Origin of the sequence: Pseudomonas petroselini, from assembly GCF_045037875.1 — a bacterium.
GTDB classification, from domain to species: Bacteria; Pseudomonadota; Gammaproteobacteria; order Pseudomonadales; family Pseudomonadaceae; genus Aquipseudomonas; species Aquipseudomonas petroselini.
On sequence record NZ_CP173614.1, the window covers coordinates 6,783,063 to 6,800,960 of the forward strand.

The 17,898-nt window shown below is 61.0% G+C and carries 16 protein-coding genes; 8 read left to right on the top strand and 8 right to left on the bottom strand.

Annotation, left to right across the window (positions count from 1 at the left end):
* Position 1: 1 nt before the first annotated feature.
* Positions 2-1,657 carry an acyl-CoA dehydrogenase family protein gene (locus ACI512_RS31330; protein ID WP_236381011.1) on the bottom strand — a complete coding sequence of 552 codons (1,656 nt, stop codon included), beginning with the start codon at positions 1,655-1,657 and terminating at the stop codon, positions 2-4.
* Between the two features lie 67 nt (positions 1,658-1,724).
* Positions 1,725-4,115, bottom strand: coding sequence for a hybrid sensor histidine kinase/response regulator (locus ACI512_RS31335; protein WP_236381010.1), 2,391 nt, complete (start codon positions 4,113-4,115; stop codon positions 1,725-1,727).
* 277 nt (positions 4,116-4,392) lie between these two features.
* On the opposite strand from ACI512_RS31335, the gene ACI512_RS31340 reads away from it, so the two are divergent.
* From ACI512_RS31340 to ACI512_RS31355, 4 genes are all read left to right on the top strand, one after another.
* Positions 4,393-5,190 carry a hydroxymethylpyrimidine/phosphomethylpyrimidine kinase gene (locus ACI512_RS31340; protein ID WP_064052959.1) on the top strand — a complete coding sequence of 266 codons (798 nt, stop codon included), beginning with the start codon at positions 4,393-4,395 and terminating at the stop codon, positions 5,188-5,190.
* Positions 5,191-5,208: 18 nt separating this feature from the next.
* Positions 5,209-5,838: a thiamine phosphate synthase gene (gene thiE, locus ACI512_RS31345; protein ID WP_015886046.1), complete on the top strand. Its 630-nt coding sequence runs from the start codon at positions 5,209-5,211 to the stop codon at positions 5,836-5,838.
* Positions 5,839-5,849: 11 nt separating this feature from the next.
* Positions 5,850-7,133: a glutamate-1-semialdehyde 2,1-aminomutase gene (gene hemL / locus ACI512_RS31350; RefSeq protein ID WP_236381008.1), complete on the top strand. Its 1,284-nt coding sequence runs from the start codon at positions 5,850-5,852 to the stop codon at positions 7,131-7,133.
* 225 nt (positions 7,134-7,358) lie between these two features.
* Complete coding sequence (locus ACI512_RS31355; RefSeq protein WP_015886048.1) at positions 7,359-7,913, top strand: tetratricopeptide repeat protein; 555 nt, start codon at positions 7,359-7,361, stop codon at positions 7,911-7,913.
* 3 nt (positions 7,914-7,916) lie between these two features.
* Here the strand turns inward: ACI512_RS31355 and ACI512_RS31360 are convergent, their stop codons facing one another.
* The 6 genes from ACI512_RS31360 to ACI512_RS31385 all read right to left on the bottom strand — a co-directional run bounded on the left by ACI512_RS31360 (position 7,917) and on the right by ACI512_RS31385 (position 13,885).
* Positions 7,917-9,029, bottom strand: coding sequence for a succinylglutamate desuccinylase/aspartoacylase family protein (locus ACI512_RS31360; protein WP_231809681.1), 1,113 nt, complete (start codon positions 9,027-9,029; stop codon positions 7,917-7,919).
* Positions 9,030-9,038: 9 nt separating this feature from the next.
* Complete coding sequence (locus ACI512_RS31365) at positions 9,039-9,749, bottom strand: ABC transporter permease (RefSeq protein WP_236381015.1); 711 nt, start codon at positions 9,747-9,749, stop codon at positions 9,039-9,041.
* The gene (locus tag ACI512_RS31370) at positions 9,749-10,462 is read right to left on the bottom strand and encodes an ABC transporter permease (protein WP_064052962.1); all 714 of its coding nucleotides are present in this window, start codon (positions 10,460-10,462) and stop codon (positions 9,749-9,751) included. Before ACI512_RS31370 ends, ACI512_RS31365 begins: the two co-directional genes overlap by 1 nt.
* A gap of 16 nt (positions 10,463-10,478) precedes the next feature.
* Positions 10,479-11,237, bottom strand: a complete 759-nt coding sequence (locus ACI512_RS31375) for a transporter substrate-binding domain-containing protein (protein WP_231809680.1) — start codon at positions 11,235-11,237, stop codon at positions 10,479-10,481.
* Between the two features lie 38 nt (positions 11,238-11,275).
* Complete coding sequence (locus ACI512_RS31380) at positions 11,276-13,330, bottom strand: FAD-dependent oxidoreductase (RefSeq protein ID WP_236381006.1); 2,055 nt, start codon at positions 13,328-13,330, stop codon at positions 11,276-11,278.
* Between the two features lie 228 nt (positions 13,331-13,558).
* On the bottom strand, positions 13,559-13,885 hold the full coding sequence (locus tag ACI512_RS31385; protein ID WP_064052965.1) for a DUF1820 family protein: 327 nt from the start codon (positions 13,883-13,885) through the stop codon (positions 13,559-13,561).
* 131 nt (positions 13,886-14,016) lie between these two features.
* Between ACI512_RS31385 and miaB the strand changes: the two genes are divergently transcribed.
* The 4 genes from miaB (at position 14,017) to ACI512_RS31405 (ending at position 17,897) form a co-directional block, all read left to right on the top strand.
* On the top strand, positions 14,017-15,345 hold the full coding sequence (gene miaB, locus ACI512_RS31390; protein ID WP_015886049.1) for a tRNA (N6-isopentenyl adenosine(37)-C2)-methylthiotransferase MiaB: 1,329 nt from the start codon (positions 14,017-14,019) through the stop codon (positions 15,343-15,345).
* A gap of 215 nt (positions 15,346-15,560) precedes the next feature.
* Positions 15,561-16,565 carry a PhoH family protein gene (locus ACI512_RS31395; RefSeq protein WP_015886050.1) on the top strand — a complete coding sequence of 335 codons (1,005 nt, stop codon included), beginning with the start codon at positions 15,561-15,563 and terminating at the stop codon, positions 16,563-16,565.
* Positions 16,558-17,016 carry an rRNA maturation RNase YbeY gene (ybeY, locus tag ACI512_RS31400; protein WP_046036575.1) on the top strand — a complete coding sequence of 153 codons (459 nt, stop codon included), beginning with the start codon at positions 16,558-16,560 and terminating at the stop codon, positions 17,014-17,016. Before ACI512_RS31395 ends, ybeY begins: the two co-directional genes overlap by 8 nt.
* Before the next feature lie 41 nt (positions 17,017-17,057).
* A complete protein-coding gene (locus tag ACI512_RS31405; protein WP_010206772.1) occupies positions 17,058-17,897 on the top strand; it encodes an HlyC/CorC family transporter in 840 nt (279 codons plus the stop codon).
* The last annotated feature ends 1 nt before the right edge of the window (position 17,898 follow it).

Genomic DNA, 17,898 nt, shown 5'->3' on the forward strand with positions numbered 1-17,898 from the left:
TTTACATCGATGGATTGGGGGTGGAGCGGGCGACGAGAGCCGCCACATCAACGCCTCGCGGTAAGGTGCCATACACCCGGCCGGACGACTCGCCCAACCGACTGGCGATAAACCCATCACTCACCGCCGCAATCCCCGCCTCGAGCAGCAACTTGGCCTGCAGCGCTACGGCAATGTCCTCGGTGAGCTGCCGCGCGCGGTATTGGATGTCCTGGGTGTCCATGAACGCCGACTTCAGCTGTTCGATATGCCGCGCCAACAGCCGGTCGCCATGCCCATCCCCCAACTCCACAAACAGCGCCTCCAACACACCCGGCTCTTTCGACAACGCCCGCAGCACGTCCAGGCACTGCACATTGCCGGAACCTTCCCACGTCGAATTCACCGGCGCCTCACGGTACAGACGCGGCAATATGCTGTCCTCGACATACCCGGCACCGCCCATGCACTCGGCGGCTTCGTTGATCATCGCCGGGGCGCGCTTGCAGATCCAATACTTGCCCACCGCTGTCACCAGGCGGGAAAACTTGGCTTCCTGCTCATCACCCAGGTGATCCAGCGCCCGCCCCATGCGCAGGCTCAAGGCCAGTGCGGCTTCGCTTTCCAGCGCCAGGTCGGCCAGCACGTTTTGCATCAGCGGTTGCTCGCTGAGCACGCGGCCACCCACGGAACGATGGGCACAATGATGGCTGGCCTGGGTCAGCGCCTGGCGCATCAGGGCGCTGGAGCCGACCATGCAATCAAAGCGGGTCATGGCGACCATCTCGATGATGGTCGGCACGCCACGACCTTCCTCGCCGATCATCCAGGCCAAGGCGCCACGGAACTCCACTTCGCTGGAGGCATTGGAGCAGTTGCCGAGCTTGTTTTTCAGGCGCTGGATATAGAACTCGTTGCGCGTGTCATCCGGGCGGTGCCGGGGCAGCAGGAAACAGGTGAGGCCCTTGTCGGTCTGGGCCAGCGTCAGGAAGGCATCGCACATCGGCGCCGAGCAAAACCACTTGTGGCCCACCAGTTCATACGCCTGGCCGGGGCCGCCCGCGCCTACGGGGTAAGCACGGGTGGTGTTGGCGCGCACGTCGGTGCCGCCTTGTTTCTCGGTCATGGCCATGCCGATGGTGGCACCGGCCTTATGGGCGATACCGACGTTGCGCGGGTCATAGTCGGTGCTGAGGATTTTCGGCAGCCAGGTCTTCGCAAGGTCCGGTTGCAGGCGCAGGGCCGGCACGCAGGCGAAGGTCATGGTCAGTGGGCAGCCGGTGCCCGCTTCGGCCTGGCTGTGCAGGTAGGTCATGGCGGCGCGGGCCACATGGGCGCCGGACTGCGGATGAGCCCACGGCAGCGACGGCAGGCCGTGCTCGACGGCCGTGCGCATCAGCTCGTGGTAAGCCGGGTGAAACTCCACCAGGTCGATGCGATGGCCATAACGGTCGTGGCTGCTGAACACCGGTTTGTTCTGGTTCGCCAGGAATCCGGCCTCCATCAGCGGCCCGCCGGCCAGCGCACCATACGCATCAATGCGCGCGTGTGCCCAGCCGGCGCCAAAGCGGCGCGACCATTCCTGCAGGGGCAAATCGATGCGGTACAGGTTGGTGCCGTCCAGGGACGGGGGCTGGTTGGTGACGTCGTGGGTTTCGGCGAACTGATGCAGGTTCATGACGGGCCTCCTGGAAAAGGCCACGTTTATTTGAGGCCTGAATTTCAGTTAAGCACCGTCATACGCCTTAAAACAGTGGCATACCCGCCGAATGTCCGGCGCTTTCGCCCTCTACCGTGCCCAGCAACCGCCGCGCCAACACCGCCTGCAAGGCCTCGAAACGTACGGGTTTGGCGAGGCGTTCGGAGACGCCGATGCCATGGCAGTGCTCGCGCTCCGACACATTCAGTGAGGTACTCAAGGCGATTACCGGCAACTCGCCACAGCCAGGCAGTGCACGGATCTGACAGCACAATGAGAAGCCACCTTCTGGAAGGTCCAACAACACCGCGTCGAAATTCCCACCCTGCAAGGCCGCCAGTGCATTCGGCCCACTGTCTACGGTTTTCACCCGATAGCCGAGCTTGAGCAGCATGCCGCGTACCACCAGTTGGCCGACGCTGTTGTCATCCACCAGCAGCACCGAGCAGTCCTGCGGGGCGCGCTGCTTATCCGGGACGGGGCTGGATTCGGCCGGCAGCAGGCTGACTTTCATTTCCAGCTGGAAGCGGCTGCCTTTGCTCGGTTCGGAATGATGAGTGAGGCGCCCGCCCAGCAACTCGATCAGCTGCCGACAAATGGCCAGGCCGATACCCAGGCCACCGTATTCGCGGGTGGTGGAACCATCGAGCTGGAAGAAACGCTGATACAGCGTAGCCTCGTCGAGGAAAGCGAAGCCAATACCGGTGTCGGTGACGATAAAGCTCAGGCGCAAGCCACCGTCACTGTGGGGCACGCCGACCACCCGCAGGCGAACCGAGCCTTCGTGGGTGAACTTGAACGCGTTATCGAGCAGGCAATCGAGGCATTGCAGCAGTTTGTCGGCGTCACCCAGCACACGGTCCGGCAGTTCGTCCGCCACGTCGATGGAAAACGCCAGGCCTTTGCTCTGTGCACTGGCGCTGAACTGCTGGCGCAAGGTGTCGAGCGTACCGCGCAGGCTGAACACCTGGGGCTGGGCATTCAGGCGTCCGGCCTGCAATTCGGTCAGGGTGAGAATGCCGTTGACCATGCGCATCATGTCCCGCGCCGAACCGGCGGCGGTTTGCTGGTACTGCGCCAGGTCCGCGTCCAGGGGCACGGTTTGCATCAGCTCAAGGGAGCCAATCACACCGTTCATGGGGGTGCGCAGTTCGTGGGTCAGGGTGGCGAGGAATTCATCCTTGAGCCGGTTGCTGCGGGCCAGTTGCGCGTTGAGCACCTCGAGCTTCTGGCTGGCATCGAAGAGGATCTGTGCCTGTTGTTCGCGCATGGCGTTGATGCGGTCGGCCAGGGCCAGGGACAACAGCGCCACTTCAATGGCGGAGCCGATCTGGCTGGCGTACATAGTCAGGAACACATTGGGCAGGTAGCCCAGCACCATCAGGGTATTCACCACCCCACCCAGCAGGAACGCCGACCAGGCGATGATGAAATAGCGCGCCACCCGCTGGCCGCAATACCAGGCCTTGATGGCGGCGACAAAGATGGTCACGGTAAACACCAATGCCAAACCGGTGGCCAGGCGCAGCGCCAGGGCGTAGCTGGTCATCAACGACAACAGCATCACTACGCCACCACCCGCCACCAGCGCCAGCAGCAGACGGTTGATCCAGCGACTGTGCTGGGCGGTGTGCAAAAAGCTGCGTGCAAACAAGCTGCCGAAGAGCGCTGCCGCACCGATCAGGAACGGCGTCGCGGCATTCGCCCACCAGGGGGTGTTCGGCCAGAAATACTCCACCGCCGCGCCATTCACCGACAGCTGATACATGCCGAACGAAGCGATATACAAGATGTAATAAAGGTAGCTGGTGTCGCGCACGCTGAGGTAGATGAACAGGTTGTAGACCAGCATCCCCAGCAACACGCCATAGATCAGGCCCAACACATACAGGCGCAGCGGTTGTTGTTCCAGGTAGGCCGTGCTGGACCAGAGCGTCAATGGCGCCTGGATCGAACCCTCGCTTTGCAGGCGCAGGTAGACGGTTTTTGTCTCGCCCGGCGTGAAGTCGACCTTGAACAGGTAGTTGTTCTGGCGAATCTCACGGGCGGAAAACGGCAGCGCATCCCCCGTGCGCCCGGCCAGGCGGTAGGTGCCGGTGCTGTCGGGCAGGTAGAGGTCGAGGTGGTCGAGCGGCGGGTACGCCAGCTCCAGCAACCAGGTGCGTTGCACGTCGGGGTTTTGGGCCAGGTAATGCAGATTGACCTTCAGCCAGAACACCGAGCGCGAGTAGCCGGCGTTCAGCGTGTCTTTATCGTGGGGTTTGAACTGCGTGGCGGCGGAAGGCGCGCTGACGTCGGCAATCGTGAGGGCGTCGGTCGGGTCTTCGAGCACTTGCATGGCTCGGCCCAGCGGCAGGCTTCGCGTGTCCTGGTTGAACTCGATGGCGCTGGCGAGCATCGGCAGCCCGCACAACAATAAAATCAGCAAATAGCGCATAGAGCCCCAGCGTGGCCTGTCCGGTTATGTCAAAAAGCCCCCCCATTCCTTTTGAGATGACGTACACCGGTCATACAGTTAGTCGTTTGGATCCACTCTAGCATAGCCATTAAAGGCTATTGGACACCATTGAAATAATTTTTTGAAAGGCTCTAGAACAAGCGTCCCAGACGGTTTTAACGGCCAGCACCGTGCCAAAAAAGCGCGGTAATCCGGACAAAATTCAACCATCGCCAGACGGCCCCGCCAAAAGCGTTTGGTGGTAAGCTCGCGCACCATGAATACCTACAGCTCTCGCCCCGTTGTCCTCTGTCTCTCCGGCCATGATCCCAGTGGTGGCGCCGGCTTGCAGGCAGATATCGAAGCCCTGCTCGCCCAGGGTTGCCATGCGGCCCCGGCCGTCACCGCCCTGACCGTGCAGAACACCGTCAATGTCAGCGATTTCCGCGTGCTCGACCGCGAGTGGGTACTGGCCCAGGCCAATGCCGTGCTCAGCGACTCGGACGTGGCGGCGGTCAAGCTGGGCATGCTCGGCTCCACCGCGATGGTCGACACCGTGGTCGAGCTGCTGCAGGCGCATCCGCATCTGCCGGTGGTGTGCGACCCGGTGCTGCGTGCCGGCGGCGGCGGCAGCCTGGGCAAGGACGAAGTCGGCTATGCGATGCGCGAGCGGCTGTTACCGCTGTCGCTGATTGCCACGCCGAACCTGCCCGAAGCGCGCATCCTCGCTGAACTGCCTGAAGGCACCGCGGACGAATGCGCCGAGAAGCTGCTGCCGTATATCAAGCACCTGCTGATCACCGGCGGCCACGGCGACGAGCACGAAGTGCACAACCGCTTATACAGCCGCGACGGCACGCGCCAGACCTTTACCTGCCAGCGCCTGCCCGGCAGCTATCATGGTTCGGGCTGCACGCTGGCCAGTGCATTGGCTGGTCGGATTGCCCACGGCGAAGGCTTGGTCAGCGCCGTGCAATCGGCACTCAACTACACTTGGCGCACCCTGCGTGACGCTGAACAACTCGGCCAGGGCCAGTTTGTACCGCGCCGGTTGCCGCTGGATTTCTGCTCTTAAAAGCACGAGGCCTGCCTGATGAAACTACGTGGCCTTTACGCCATTACCGACAGCCAACTGTTGGCCGGCAAATTCCTCGCCTACGTCGAAGCGGCGCTGGACGGTGGCGTGACCCTGCTGCAGTACCGCGACAAAAGCAGCGACGAAGCCCGCCGCCTGCGCGAAGCCGAAAAGCTGCGGGAGCTGTGCTCGCGCTACAAGACCCAACTGATCATCAACGACGACGCTGAACTGGCCGCGCGCCTCGGCGTCGGCGTGCACCTGGGCCAGACCGACGGCCCACTGACCCCGGCCCGCGCACTGCTGGGCTCCAAGGCCATTATCGGCTCGACCTGCCACAGCCAGATCGAACTGGCCGAGCAGGCCGCCAAGGAAGGCGCCAGCTACGTCGCCTTCGGCCGCTTCTTCAATTCCAACACCAAGCCCGGCGCTCCGGCTGCCACGGTCGAGATGCTGGCCCAGGCCCGTGCGCGCGTGCAGCTGCCAATCTGCGTAATCGGCGGCATCACCCTGGAGAACGCCGAACCGCTGGTGGCGCACGGCGCCGACTTGCTGGCGGTGGTGCACGGCCTGTTTGGCGCCGACAGTACGCAGGAAGTCACGCGCCGCGCTCGCGCGTTCAACGATCTGCTTAAAATTTCAGTTTAGAGAGCCCCCTCATGTCCCGTTCCGAAACGCTGTTTGCCAATGCCCAGAAACACATCCCCGGCGGTGTGAACTCCCCCGTGCGTGCGTTCAAGAGCGTCGGCGGCACGCCGCTGTTCTTCAAGCATGCCGAAGGCGCCTACGTCACCGACGAAGATGACAAACGCTACGTCGACTACGTCGGCTCCTGGGGCCCGATGATCCTCGGCCACAGCCACCCGGACGTGCTGGACGCGGTGCGCAAGCAGCTGGAACACGGCCTGTCATACGGTGCGCCGACCGCCATGGAAACCGAAATGGCGGACTTGGTGTGCGCCATCGTGCCGTCGATGGAAATGGTGCGCATGGTCAGCTCCGGCACCGAAGCCACCATGAGCGCGATCCGCCTGGCCCGTGGTTTCACCGGCCGCGACAGCATCATCAAGTTCGAAGGCTGCTACCACGGTCACTCCGACAGCCTGTTGGTGAAAGCCGGCTCCGGCCTGCTGACCCAGGGCGTGCCGAGCTCGGCCGGTGTCCCGGCGGCGTTTGCCAAACACACCCTGACAGTGCCGTTCAACGACATCGCCGCCGTCGAGCAGATGCTCAATGAAGTGGGCCAGGACGTGGCGTGCATCATCGTTGAGCCGGTGGCCGGCAATATGAACTGCGTACCGCCGGCGCCGGGTTTCCTCGAAGGCCTGCGCGAGCAGTGCGACAAGCACGGCGTGGTGCTGATTTTCGACGAAGTGATGACCGGTTTCCGTGTCGCCCTCGGCGGTGCCCAGGCTCACTACGGCGTCACGCCGGACCTGAGCACCTTCGGCAAGATCATCGGCGGCGGCATGCCGGTGGGCTGCTTCGGCGGTAAACGCGAGATCATGCAGCACATCGCGCCGCTGGGCCCGGTGTACCAGGCCGGCACCTTGTCCGGTAACCCGCTGGCGATGGCCGCCGGCCTGACCACCCTGCGCCTGATCAGCCGTCCAGGCTTCCACGCCGAGCTGACCGACTACACCACGCGCTTGCTCGACGGCCTGCAACAGCGCGCCGATGCCGCCGGTATCCCCTTTGTTACCACCCAGGCGGGCGGTATGTTCGGCCTGTACTTCAGCGGTGCCGACGATATCGTCACCTTTGATGACGTGATGGGCAGCGATGCCGACCTGTTCAAACGCTTCTTCCACCTGATGCTGGAAGGCGGCGTGTACCTGGCGCCGAGCGCCTTCGAGGCCGGCTTCACCTCAATCGCCCATGGCGATGCCGAGCTGAAACTGACCCTCGACGCCGCTGAACGCGCCTTCGCCGCACTGAAATAATTGGCCGCAAAAATCAGACACCGCCCAAACGGTGTCTGATTTGCTACTTTGCCTACAGAGCTTTCCGAGTTTTTTCGAGAAATTACCTGCAATCCGGCAGATAACTTGCCCAACCAGCAGAAAAACGAGTAAAGACTTTGTAAGCAGAGGCCTGCTTATTTCATAATGCGCGCTTATTGGATCCCACGAGGGTCCGCGTGCCCCGTCAGAGGTAAGTCGATTCCCATGAAACGCACCGGCCGCACCCTGGTTCTGGGCTGCCTGTTGCTCCTTCAGCCGCTGCTGGCACATGCACAAGCAGGCGGCAACTCGTTGTTAATCCCAGCGATGGGTCGCTGCACCCTCAATACCCAGCCAGACAGCCAGGCCGAATCCCTGAGCGCGTGCCAGAAACAGGCTGACGGCGGGGATGCGCAAGCGCAATACGAGTTGGGCGAGTACTTCCACGACAGCAAAAACCCTGCACGCGACCTCAACAAAGCCTTGAGCTACTTCGAGAAAGCGTCGTTGCAGGGCCATGCGCAAGCGCAATTCGAGCTGGGTAACATGTTCTTCAAAGGCGAAGGCGTACCGGCCAATAACGTCCAAGCGTATATCGTGCTGAAAATGGCGGCGGTCAACGGTGCGGAAGATGCGCTGGATACGGCCGACGAAGTGGCCGAGCACATGCAGCGCGATGAACTCGAAGTGGCGACCCAGGTACTCGGCCAGATTTTCCGTAATTACCTGCAGGAACTGCAGAGCGCGGATGGGCGTTCGCCCTTCTCCCCCCTGCCCTGATTATCAAGGCGACAACAGATACCCCTGCCGGTAAGCCTTCGTGCCTGCGACATGGGCAATCGTCATACCCGCAGTCGCCATTCGCCGCACGGACCTGACATACAAAAGCCCTTCACGCCTGCACGCAATGGGCGTCACGCGGTCGGTGATCGGATCGATAATCTCCGCCAGGACTTGCCCCGCCGCCAGGTAATCCCCCACCTTCGCGCAAAACACGATCAAGCCTCCCACCGGGCTCATCACCGGCTCAACGCCCGCCAGCGGTGTGGGCGGGCTGAGCAATGGCGGTAGCTGCGGCGCCTGGCCATCAATGGCACCGCGCTGAATCAGGTAGTTGATCAACGCCTGACAATCCTGACGCGCCAGCCCGTGGTCCACATCGGCAACACCGCGTAATTCCACGGTCACGGCGAACCCTGGCTCCGCAAAGCGCCCGGCAAAACGCGCCTGCATCTGCGCCCAAAACAACGTAAAGCACTCATCGAACGATTGCCCACCGGCTTCTTTTGCCAGAAAGCAGGCTCTAGCCCCCAGGTAGCGGGCCAAGGGCTCCACCTGTGGCCAGAAATCCGGTGAAAGATACAAGTGCTGTACGGCTTCGAAATCACAATGCAGGTCCAGCACGATATCGGCGTCACAGGCTAGCGCCTGCAGGGCCAAGCGCATGGATTGCAATGACGTCGCCGGCACTTGGCGGGTAAGCGTCTGCCTCAGGACCGAACGGATCAATTGCAGATTGCCGGCTGGCTCATCAGTCAACAGGCTTTGCACGCAATCACCGACCTGCTGGCTGACATCCACGAAGAACCGATTGAAGTTCTCCCGGCTGTCGTTATCGAAGCGTCCCTGCGGTACGTCCATCAACACTTGCTCCAACCCCAGCGGGTTGGCTATCGGCACCAGTACGACCGACCAGCGCAACAACCCGGCCGCCTCCAGATACGCGAGCTGCTGCTTGAGGTGCGATAAAACCAGCATCCCCGGCAGTTCATCGGCGTGCAGCGCCGCCTGGAGGTAGACCTTGCCCGCCGCATGGAGGGGGCCGTAATGAAAGCTATGGATCTGCCGCGCCGTACCCGGCACAGCCGCCAGTAATGCGTGCACTTGAGTCTGCATATCGGCCCCCTATCGGCCGGGATCAAGAAAGCGCAGCCAACGCCGTTCAGCCAGGCGGAACAGACCGACCAAGGCAAAGGTGATGCACAGGTAAAGGACTGCGGCGAGGCCAAATGATTGGAAGGTCAGGAAGGTAGCGGCGTTGGCATCCCGGGCCACTTTGAGGATGTCCGGCACCGTGGCCGTGAACGCCAACGTGGTGGAATGCAGCATGAAGATCACTTCATTGCTGTAATACGGCAATGAGCGGCGCAAGGCCGAGGGCATGATCAGGTGGACATAGAGCTTCCAGCCGTCAAACCCCAGGGATCGCGCGGCCTCGATTTCACCGCGCGGCATCGCACGAATGGCGCCCGCCAGTATTTCCGTGGTGTAGGCGCCGGTGTTAAGGGCGAACGCCAGCAGCGTGCAGTTCAGTGCTTCGCGGAAAAAACCATCCAGCAACGGCTGCTCACGCACCGCGGCAATACTGTAGATACCGGTGTAGAAGATCAGCAACTGGATATACAGCGGCGTGCCGCGAAACAGGTAGGTAAAGCTTTGTACCGGCCAGCGCAGCCAACGCCGGGACGACACCCTGGCAATGGACAACGGCAATGCCAGCAGCAGGCCGAAACACAGCGAGGCACTGGTCAGCCACAAGGTCATGGCCAGGCCGGTCAATTGTTGACCGTCGGAATAGAGGAATGGTCGCCAGTATTCCTGGATCAGCTCAATCATCATGATGCCTCCTGCACACCGGCGCCGTAGCGGCGCCCCAGCCAGCGCAATGCGGCGTTTGAAACACTGCTGAGCACCAAGTAGATCAACGCTGCGAGTAGCAAAAAGGCCAACAACTGCTGGCTGCTTTTGCCCGCCACTTGGGCCACTTTGACCAAGTCCGCCAAGCCGATGATCGACACCAACGCAGTGGCCTTGAGCAAAACCATCCAGTTATTGCCCAGCCCAGGCAGGGCGAAGCGCATCATTTGAGGGAATATTACGTGCACAAAACCCTGGCTGAAGGTCATCCCCAAGGCCTTGGCGGCCTGGTACTGGCCGCGGGGCACGGCCAGCAAGGCGCCGCGAAAGGTTTCTGTGAAATAGGCGCCGTAGATAAACCCCAGGGTCAGCACGCCAGCGCTGAAAGGGTCGATCTCGATGTAGACCCAGCCCGCCGCCTTTGTCAGACGACTCAAGCCTGTTTGCAGCCCGTAGAAGATCAACAACATCAACAGCAGGTCCGGTACCCCACGGATCAGGGTGGTGTAGAGCTGTGCGCAGATGCGCGAGGTCCTGACCTTGGACAACTTGGCGCCGGCCCCCAGCAAGCCGAAGACCAGCCCCAGCAGCAGTGACAGCAACGCCAGTTGCAGCGTGACCCAGACACCGCGCAATAACAGCGGCGCAAAACCGTCCAGGGTCGCGGCGAATTGCGTAAAAGTGGGTAGCATTTTGCGCCCTCGCCGGTCATTGGCCGCTGAACATGCTCACACCCGGGAAATACTGCTCTTGCAGCCGGGCATAAGTACCATCAGCGTGTAGCGCCGCCAGCCCTTTATCCAGCAGGGTTTTCAAGGCCTGATTGCCTTTGGCGATGCCGATGGCACTTTTGGAAGGCATCAGTTCGCTTTCAATCAACGGCCCCAGTACAAACTTCGCACCTTGGTCGGAGTGTAAAAAACCGCTCTGCGCCTGCTGGGCATCCTGCAGTGAAGCGTGCAAACGACCCGCCACCAGATCGGCATACACCTGCTCCTGATCGGCATAAGCCACGATCCTCATGCCTTGTTTGGCGAGCACTTGCCGGGCGTAGGCTTCCTGGGTGCTGCCCTGCAAATAGCCTACGGCCTTGCCCTTGGACAACTCGGTGCCTGGGCGGAACACCATGGCGGTGGGGCTGGAAAAAACCTCCGAGGAGAAATCGATCACCTTCTGTCGTGCGTCAGTGACCGTCATTGAAGCCAGGATCGCATCGATCTTGCCGGCGTTCAGGCTGGGGATCAGGCCGTCGAAGTCGCTTTCGACCCATTGGCAACGAACGTTGAGGTTACTGCAAATGGCAGTGCCTACATCAACTTCGAAACCTGTCAACGCTCCCTTACTGTCCTTGTAAGCAAACGGGGCGTAGTTGGGATCAACACCGAAACGTATTACCGTATATTCGTTGGCAAAGAGAGGCGTGTTTATAAACAGTGTGACGAATAACATCAGGAGTATTTTTTTCATTATTGTATTCCTCGCTATTAATGAAACAGCAGGACTGACTACACTTCGATAAAAGGAATCTCTCGACGTACAACTAAGGAATCAGCAGGCATATCAAACTCTCGTGCCATGCGATGCCCTGAATACACCGCTGCTGCAAGGGTGCCCGGCGCCACGCAGTCGCCGATCAACGTCAGCGTGGTGATACCGGCCGCGCGCATCTGTTCGGGGGCGTTATGCAACGCCTGATACAACGCTTGCTCGGGCGCTCGCGAGGTGACCAACAACAAGGACGCTGCGGGAATGAAGCGGGTTCGCTCGGTGTAGACACACCCGGCGATCACGCCTTCCGGCATGCCGCCGACCAGCGTGTGGGACGCGAGGATCGTGACATCCAACTCCAGCAGGCGACGCTGGATGCGATGCTGCTCAAGGGTGTTATGGGTCCAGGTCGCCACATCCGCCGCCGGCGTAACGAAGATCACCTCCACACCCCGCGCCACCAAATACTCGGCCAGCACGCTGCCCATGTAATAGTGATCATCGTCGAACAGCAGCACCGGTGACGGCGGCAACACACCGGCCATCACGTCGTCCGGCGTCAGCACGGGCAGGCACTCCAGGCCCGGTAACGGATGACGCAGGGCGCGTCCCAAGCCGTCCCGCCGCCAGTGTGAGCCGGTGGCGATAAACACGTGCTCGGCCGCGAAATCGAGCACGTCCTGGACTTGCAAGGGGCTTTCCCGATAAATCTCGACCGACGCCAGGCGGCTCAGGGCATCCAGTCGATAGTCGATAACCCGTGCCCAACTCGCCAGTCCGGGGAGGCGAGCCTCCAGCGCCACACGCCCACCCAGCGTGCGCAGGCTGTCGGTCAGCGCTACATCCATCCCCCTCGCTCCCAGTACCCGTGCGCACTCGAGCCCGGCGGGCCCGGCGCCGACCACCAGCGCGCGCCCAGGCTTATGCGCTCGCTGGACCGACTCGGGGTGCCAGCCGCGCCGCCACTCCTCGCCCATGGTCGGGTTCTGGGTGCAACGTAAAGGCGTGCTGGTGTGGTCGCTACTGACACACACATTGCAGCCTATGCACTCACGAATTTCCTCCGCGCGCCCCTCTTCAATCTTCTTCGGCAAAAAAGGATCGGCAATCGAAGGGCGGGCCGCGCCAATCAGGTCGAGTACGCCGCGGCGGACCAGGGAGACCATGGTGTCCGGCGAGGTAAACCGCCCAACACCGACCACCGGCTTGCGGGTCAGCGCCTTGAGCCCCAACAGGAAGGCCTCTTGGTACCCCTCCGGGGCAAAGCGCGACGTCATGCTGTCGTTGGACCAATCGGCGACATTCACATCCCATAAATCCGGCAAGTCCGCCAACATCGAGAAAATCTCAGCGCCTTCGCCCTCGCGACTCAAGCCACCCGCTGTCTGCTCATCCACCGCCAGGCGGACCGCCACAGCACACCGGTCTCCTACCGCATCGCGGGTGTCTTCAATCAGCTCGCGCAGCAGCCGCACGCGGTTCTCCAACACCCCGCCGTACTCATCGGTCCGCCGATTGTTGCGAGGCGTGAGGAAATGGAACGGCACGCTCAGGTCATGCCCGGCATACACATAAATGATGTCAAAACCTGCCTCCCGCGCCCGCAATGCGGCCGCGCGGTGCATGGCGCGCAACTGCTGGATATCGGCACGCGTCATGGCCCGCGCCTGTACGGGGTCGTAACCACGCACCGGCGTATGGGAGGGTGCCCAGGGGATTTCACGGCTGTAGCGGTTGGGGGCGGAGTAGCCATTGAACGCCAACTCGACACCGGCCAGCGAACCGTGCTGGTGGACCGCCTCACACATCCGCGCGAGTGCCGGGATGTCGCGTTCATCCCACAAGCGCGCCTCTATGTAGGGAGAGAACTCGCTCAGCGGGCTGATTTCACACTCCTCGGTACACACCACGCCCCACCCGCCTTCGGCTTTTACCCCACGCATGCGTGCCATGGCCGATGGATGCACATGGCCCATGCCATTGCAGTGGGGAACTTGATAAAAGCGATTGCGGGTGCGAACCGGGCCGATTTGTACCGGTTCAAACAGGATGTCATAGCGAGGATCGCGCACAGGGCTACTCCCGAACAGGTACGTTCGTAAATGACTGCGTGATTAAGAAACTCGGTGTTAACTAATGGCGAGATGTAACTGTGCTGAAGTAAGGGAAACTTCGAGGCGTTTTATTATTAATGCATCTATGACGCCCTCGGCGCACAGACGAAAACTGCTACTTTTCCAGCAGAATGTCCATGCACAACAGGAACATTTCAGAAGCGTCCTACAAATTTACAATGAACTTTACTTATCAGGCATCGGCATCGGAAACGGCATCACATTGCTGGTGCCCCGCGCCTCGCTGATCTTCGGCGTGCCCAGGCGCTCGACTTCATCGATGCGCACAATCGAATGCATCGGCACAAAACTGCGCACCACGCCTTCAAACTGAGCCTTGAGCTTCTCCTCGCCCGGGTCGACGACCAACTGGGTGCGCTCGCCAAAGACGAATTCTTCCACCTCCAGGAAACCCCACAGATCGCTCTGATAGATCTGCTTGGCGTACATTTCGAACACCTGGCCCTGGTTGAGGAAAATCACCTTATAGATTGGAGCTTCACGTTTGGTCATGGTGGGCGAGGAACACATGGGGGATATAAAAGAGGGCGCGAACTATAGCATGGCACCCGATGCACAGCGCTAGGAACCGATGGGCATGACCCCTATAATGCGCGGTTCTTTACCACCAGTTGACGATTCCCATGGCCAAGAAGCTTTACATCGAAACCCACGGTTGCCAGATGAACGAGTACGACAGCTCGCGCATGGTCGACTTGCTGGGTGAACACCAGGCCCTGGAAGTCACCGCCCGCGCCGAAGATGCCGACGTGATCCTGCTCAATACCTGCTCGATCCGCGAGCGGGCCCAGGACCGTGTGTACTCGCAGCTGGGCCGCTGGCGCGAATTGAAGCTGGCCAACCCGGACATGGTGATCGCCGTCGGCGGTTGCGTGGCCAGCCAGGAAGGCGCTGCGATCCGCGACCGCGCGCCCTATGTCGACGTGGTCTTCGGCCCGCAGACCCTGCACCGACTGCCGGAAATGATCGACGCCGCCCGTATCACCAAGCTGCCGCAGGTTGACGTCTCGTTCCCGGAAATCGAAAAGTTCGACCACTTGCCCGAGCCGCGTATCGACGGGCCGAGCGCCTATGTGTCGGTAATGGAAGGCTGCAGCAAGTACTGCACTTTCTGCGTGGTGCCCTACACCCGTGGCGAGGAAGTCAGCCGGCCATTTGACGACGTGCTGTCGGAAATCATCCACCTGGCCGAAAACGGCGTGCGCGAAGTGACCCTGCTGGGCCAGAACGTCAACGGCTATCGCGGCCTGACCCAGGACGGCCGCCTGGCCGACTTGGCGGAGCTGATCCGCGTGGTCGCAGCGGTGGACGGTATCGAGCGGATTCGCTACACCACCTCGCACCCGTTGGAATTCTCCGACAGCCTCATCCAAGCCCACGCCGAAGTGCCGGAACTGGTCAAGCACCTGCACTTGCCGGTGCAGTCGGGTTCGGACCGCATTTTGTCAGCGATGAAGCGCAACCACACCGCACTGGAATACAAATCCAAACTGCGCAAACTGCGCGCGGCGGTGCCGGGCATCTGCATCAGCTCGGACTTCATCGTCGGCTTCCCCGGTGAAACCGAGAAAGACTTCCAGCAGACCATGAAGCTGATCGAAGACGTCGGTTTCGACTTCTCCTACTCGTTCGTCTACAGCCAGCGCCCCGGCACCCCGGCGGCCGACCTGGTGGATGAAACCCCGGAAGCGCTGAAAAAAGAGCGTCTCAACGCCTTGCAACATCGCTTGAACCAGCAGGGTTTCGAGATCAGCCGACAAATGGTCGGTTCCACCCAGCGCATCCTGGTCACCGACTATTCGAAAAAAGACCCGGGTGAACTGCAGGGCCGTACCGAGAACAACCGAATCGTAAACTTCCGTTGCGACAATCCGACCCTGATCGGCCAGTTTGCCGATGTGCACATCGATGCGGCTCAGCCCCATTCGTTGCGTGGGTCGTTGTTGCAATAATGACCTGATTAACACCGAGTCAATGTGGGAGGGGGCTTGCCCCCGATGGCGGCGAATCAGATCACACATTTATTGCTGACACATCGCTATCGGGGGCAAGCCCCCTCCCACATTTGAACTGCATGGCATCAGGGTTAGATAAGTGCTTTCGTACCCGCGCCTCTGGCGTTATTCTCTATTTCACCTCAACAGCCAAAGGGCGGCTAAAAGCGACCTTGAACGCACCCATAGTAGAACCCCATCGTTTTCTCCTCGAGCCTTTTGAGGCTCGCCGTTTCGCCAACCTGTGCGGACAGTTCGACGAGCACCTGCGCCTGATCGAACAACGCCTGAGCATCGAGATCCGCAACCGCGGCAATCAGTTCGAGCTCATTGGTGAACCTCAACACACCACGTCCGCAGAAAACCTGCTGCGCCGTCTCTACCGCGAAACCAAAGGCAGTGAACTGTCGCCGGAAACGGTGCACCTGTACCTGCAGGAATCGGCAGTGGAAGACCTGGCCAACAACCCTGTGGCCGAAGCCAGCGTGGCCCTGCGTACCAAAAAAGGCATGATTCGCCCGCGCGGCTTGAATCAGCAGAAGTACGTCAAGGAAATCCTCGGCAACGACATCAACTTCGGCATCGGCCCCGCCGGTACCGGCAAGACCTACCTGGCCGTGGCCTGCGCGGTCGACGCACTGGAGCGCGAGCAAGTGCGCCGCATCTTGCTGGTGCGCCCGGCGGTCGAGGCGGGCGAAAAGCTCGGCTTCCTGCCCGGCGACCTGGCCCAGAAGATCGACCCGTACCTGCGCCCGCTCTACGACGCACTCTACGAGATGCTCGGCTTTGAATACGTGGCCAAGCTGATCGAGCGCCAGGTGATCGAGATCGCCCCGCTGGCCTACATGCGCGGGCGCACCCTGAACAACAGCTTCATCATCCTCGACGAAAGCCAGAACACCACGGTCGAGCAAATGAAGATGTTCCTCACCCGGATCGGTTTCGGCTCTACCGCCGTGATCACTGGCGACGTCACCCAGGTCGACCTGCCCAAGGGCACCAAGTCGGGCCTGGCCCAGGTGATCGAGGTGCTCAAGGACGTACCGGGCATCAGCTTCACGCACTTCATGCCCAAGGACGTGGTCCGCCATCCGCTGGTGCAGCGTATTGTCGAAGCCTACGAGCGCTTCGACCATCGCGACGATGCGCCGGCCAAGGACGTGCGCCGCGATGCTTGAGCTAGACCTGCAGCTGGCCACCGAAGCGCCCGCCCCCAGCGAAGCGCAGTTCCGTGAATGGTGCGCCCTGGCCCTGCGCCAGCGCACCGCCGACTCGGAACTGACCATTCGCCTGGTCGACGAGCCCGAGGGCCGCGAGCTGAACCACACCTGGCGCCAGAAGGATTACGCGACCAACGTGCTGTCCTTCCCCGCCGACGTGCCGGATGAACTGCTGGATATCCCGTTGCTGGGCGACCTGGTCATCTGTGTCGAGGTGGTGGAGCGCGAAGCGAAGGAACAGGGCAAGGAACTTGAGGCCCACTGGGCTCATCTAGTCATCCACGGCTGCTTGCATCTCTTGGGTTACGACCATATAGACGATGACGAAGCCGAGGAAATGGAAACACTGGAACAAACGTTGCTTGCAGAATTGGGTCATCCGGACCCGTATGCAGACGACGACGCTTAAAAACACTCAACTGTAACAATAAAGGATTCAGAGTAATCGCTATGAGCGAAGACCGATCGAGCAACGGGCAGAAGTCATGGCTGGGTAAACTGACCCAGGCTTTTGCCCACGAGCCGAAAAACCGCCAGGAGCTGCTTGAGCTGCTGCGCGAGGCCCATCAGAACAAGTTGCTGGACAGCGAAGCGCTGGCCATTGTCGAAGGCGCCATCCAGGTGGCTGACCTGCAAGTACGGGACATCATGGTCCCGCGCTCGCAGATGATCAGCATCAAGGCGACCCAGACTCCACGGGAATTCCTCCCGGCCGTGATCGACTCGGCGCACTCGCGCTACCCGGTGATCGGTGAAAGCCATGACGACGTCATGGGCGTCCTGCTGGCCAAGGACCTGCTGCCGCTGATCCTCAAGGAGAATGGCGACAGCTTCAACATCAAGGACCTGCTGCGTCCGGCCACCTTCGTGCCTGAGTCCAAGCGCCTGAATGTGCTGTTGCGCGAGTTCCGCGCCAACCACAATCACATGGCCATTGTGATCGACGAATACGGTGGCGTGGCGGGCCTGGTCACGATTGAAGACGTGCTGGAACAGATCGTCGGCGACATCGAAGACGAACACGACGTTGAAGAAGACAGCTACATCAAGCCACTGCCCAGCGGTGACTTCCTGATCAAGGCATTGACGCCGATCGAGAACTTCAACGAGTTCTTCGACAGCGAATTCTCCGACGACGAGTTCGACACCGTCGGCGGCTTGGTGATGAGTGCGTTTGGCCATCTGCCAAAACGTAACGAAACCACCGAAATCGGCGCTTATCGCTTCCGCATCCTGAATGCCGATAGCCGCCGGATTCACTTGATCCGCCTGACACCTATTGCTCGCTAAG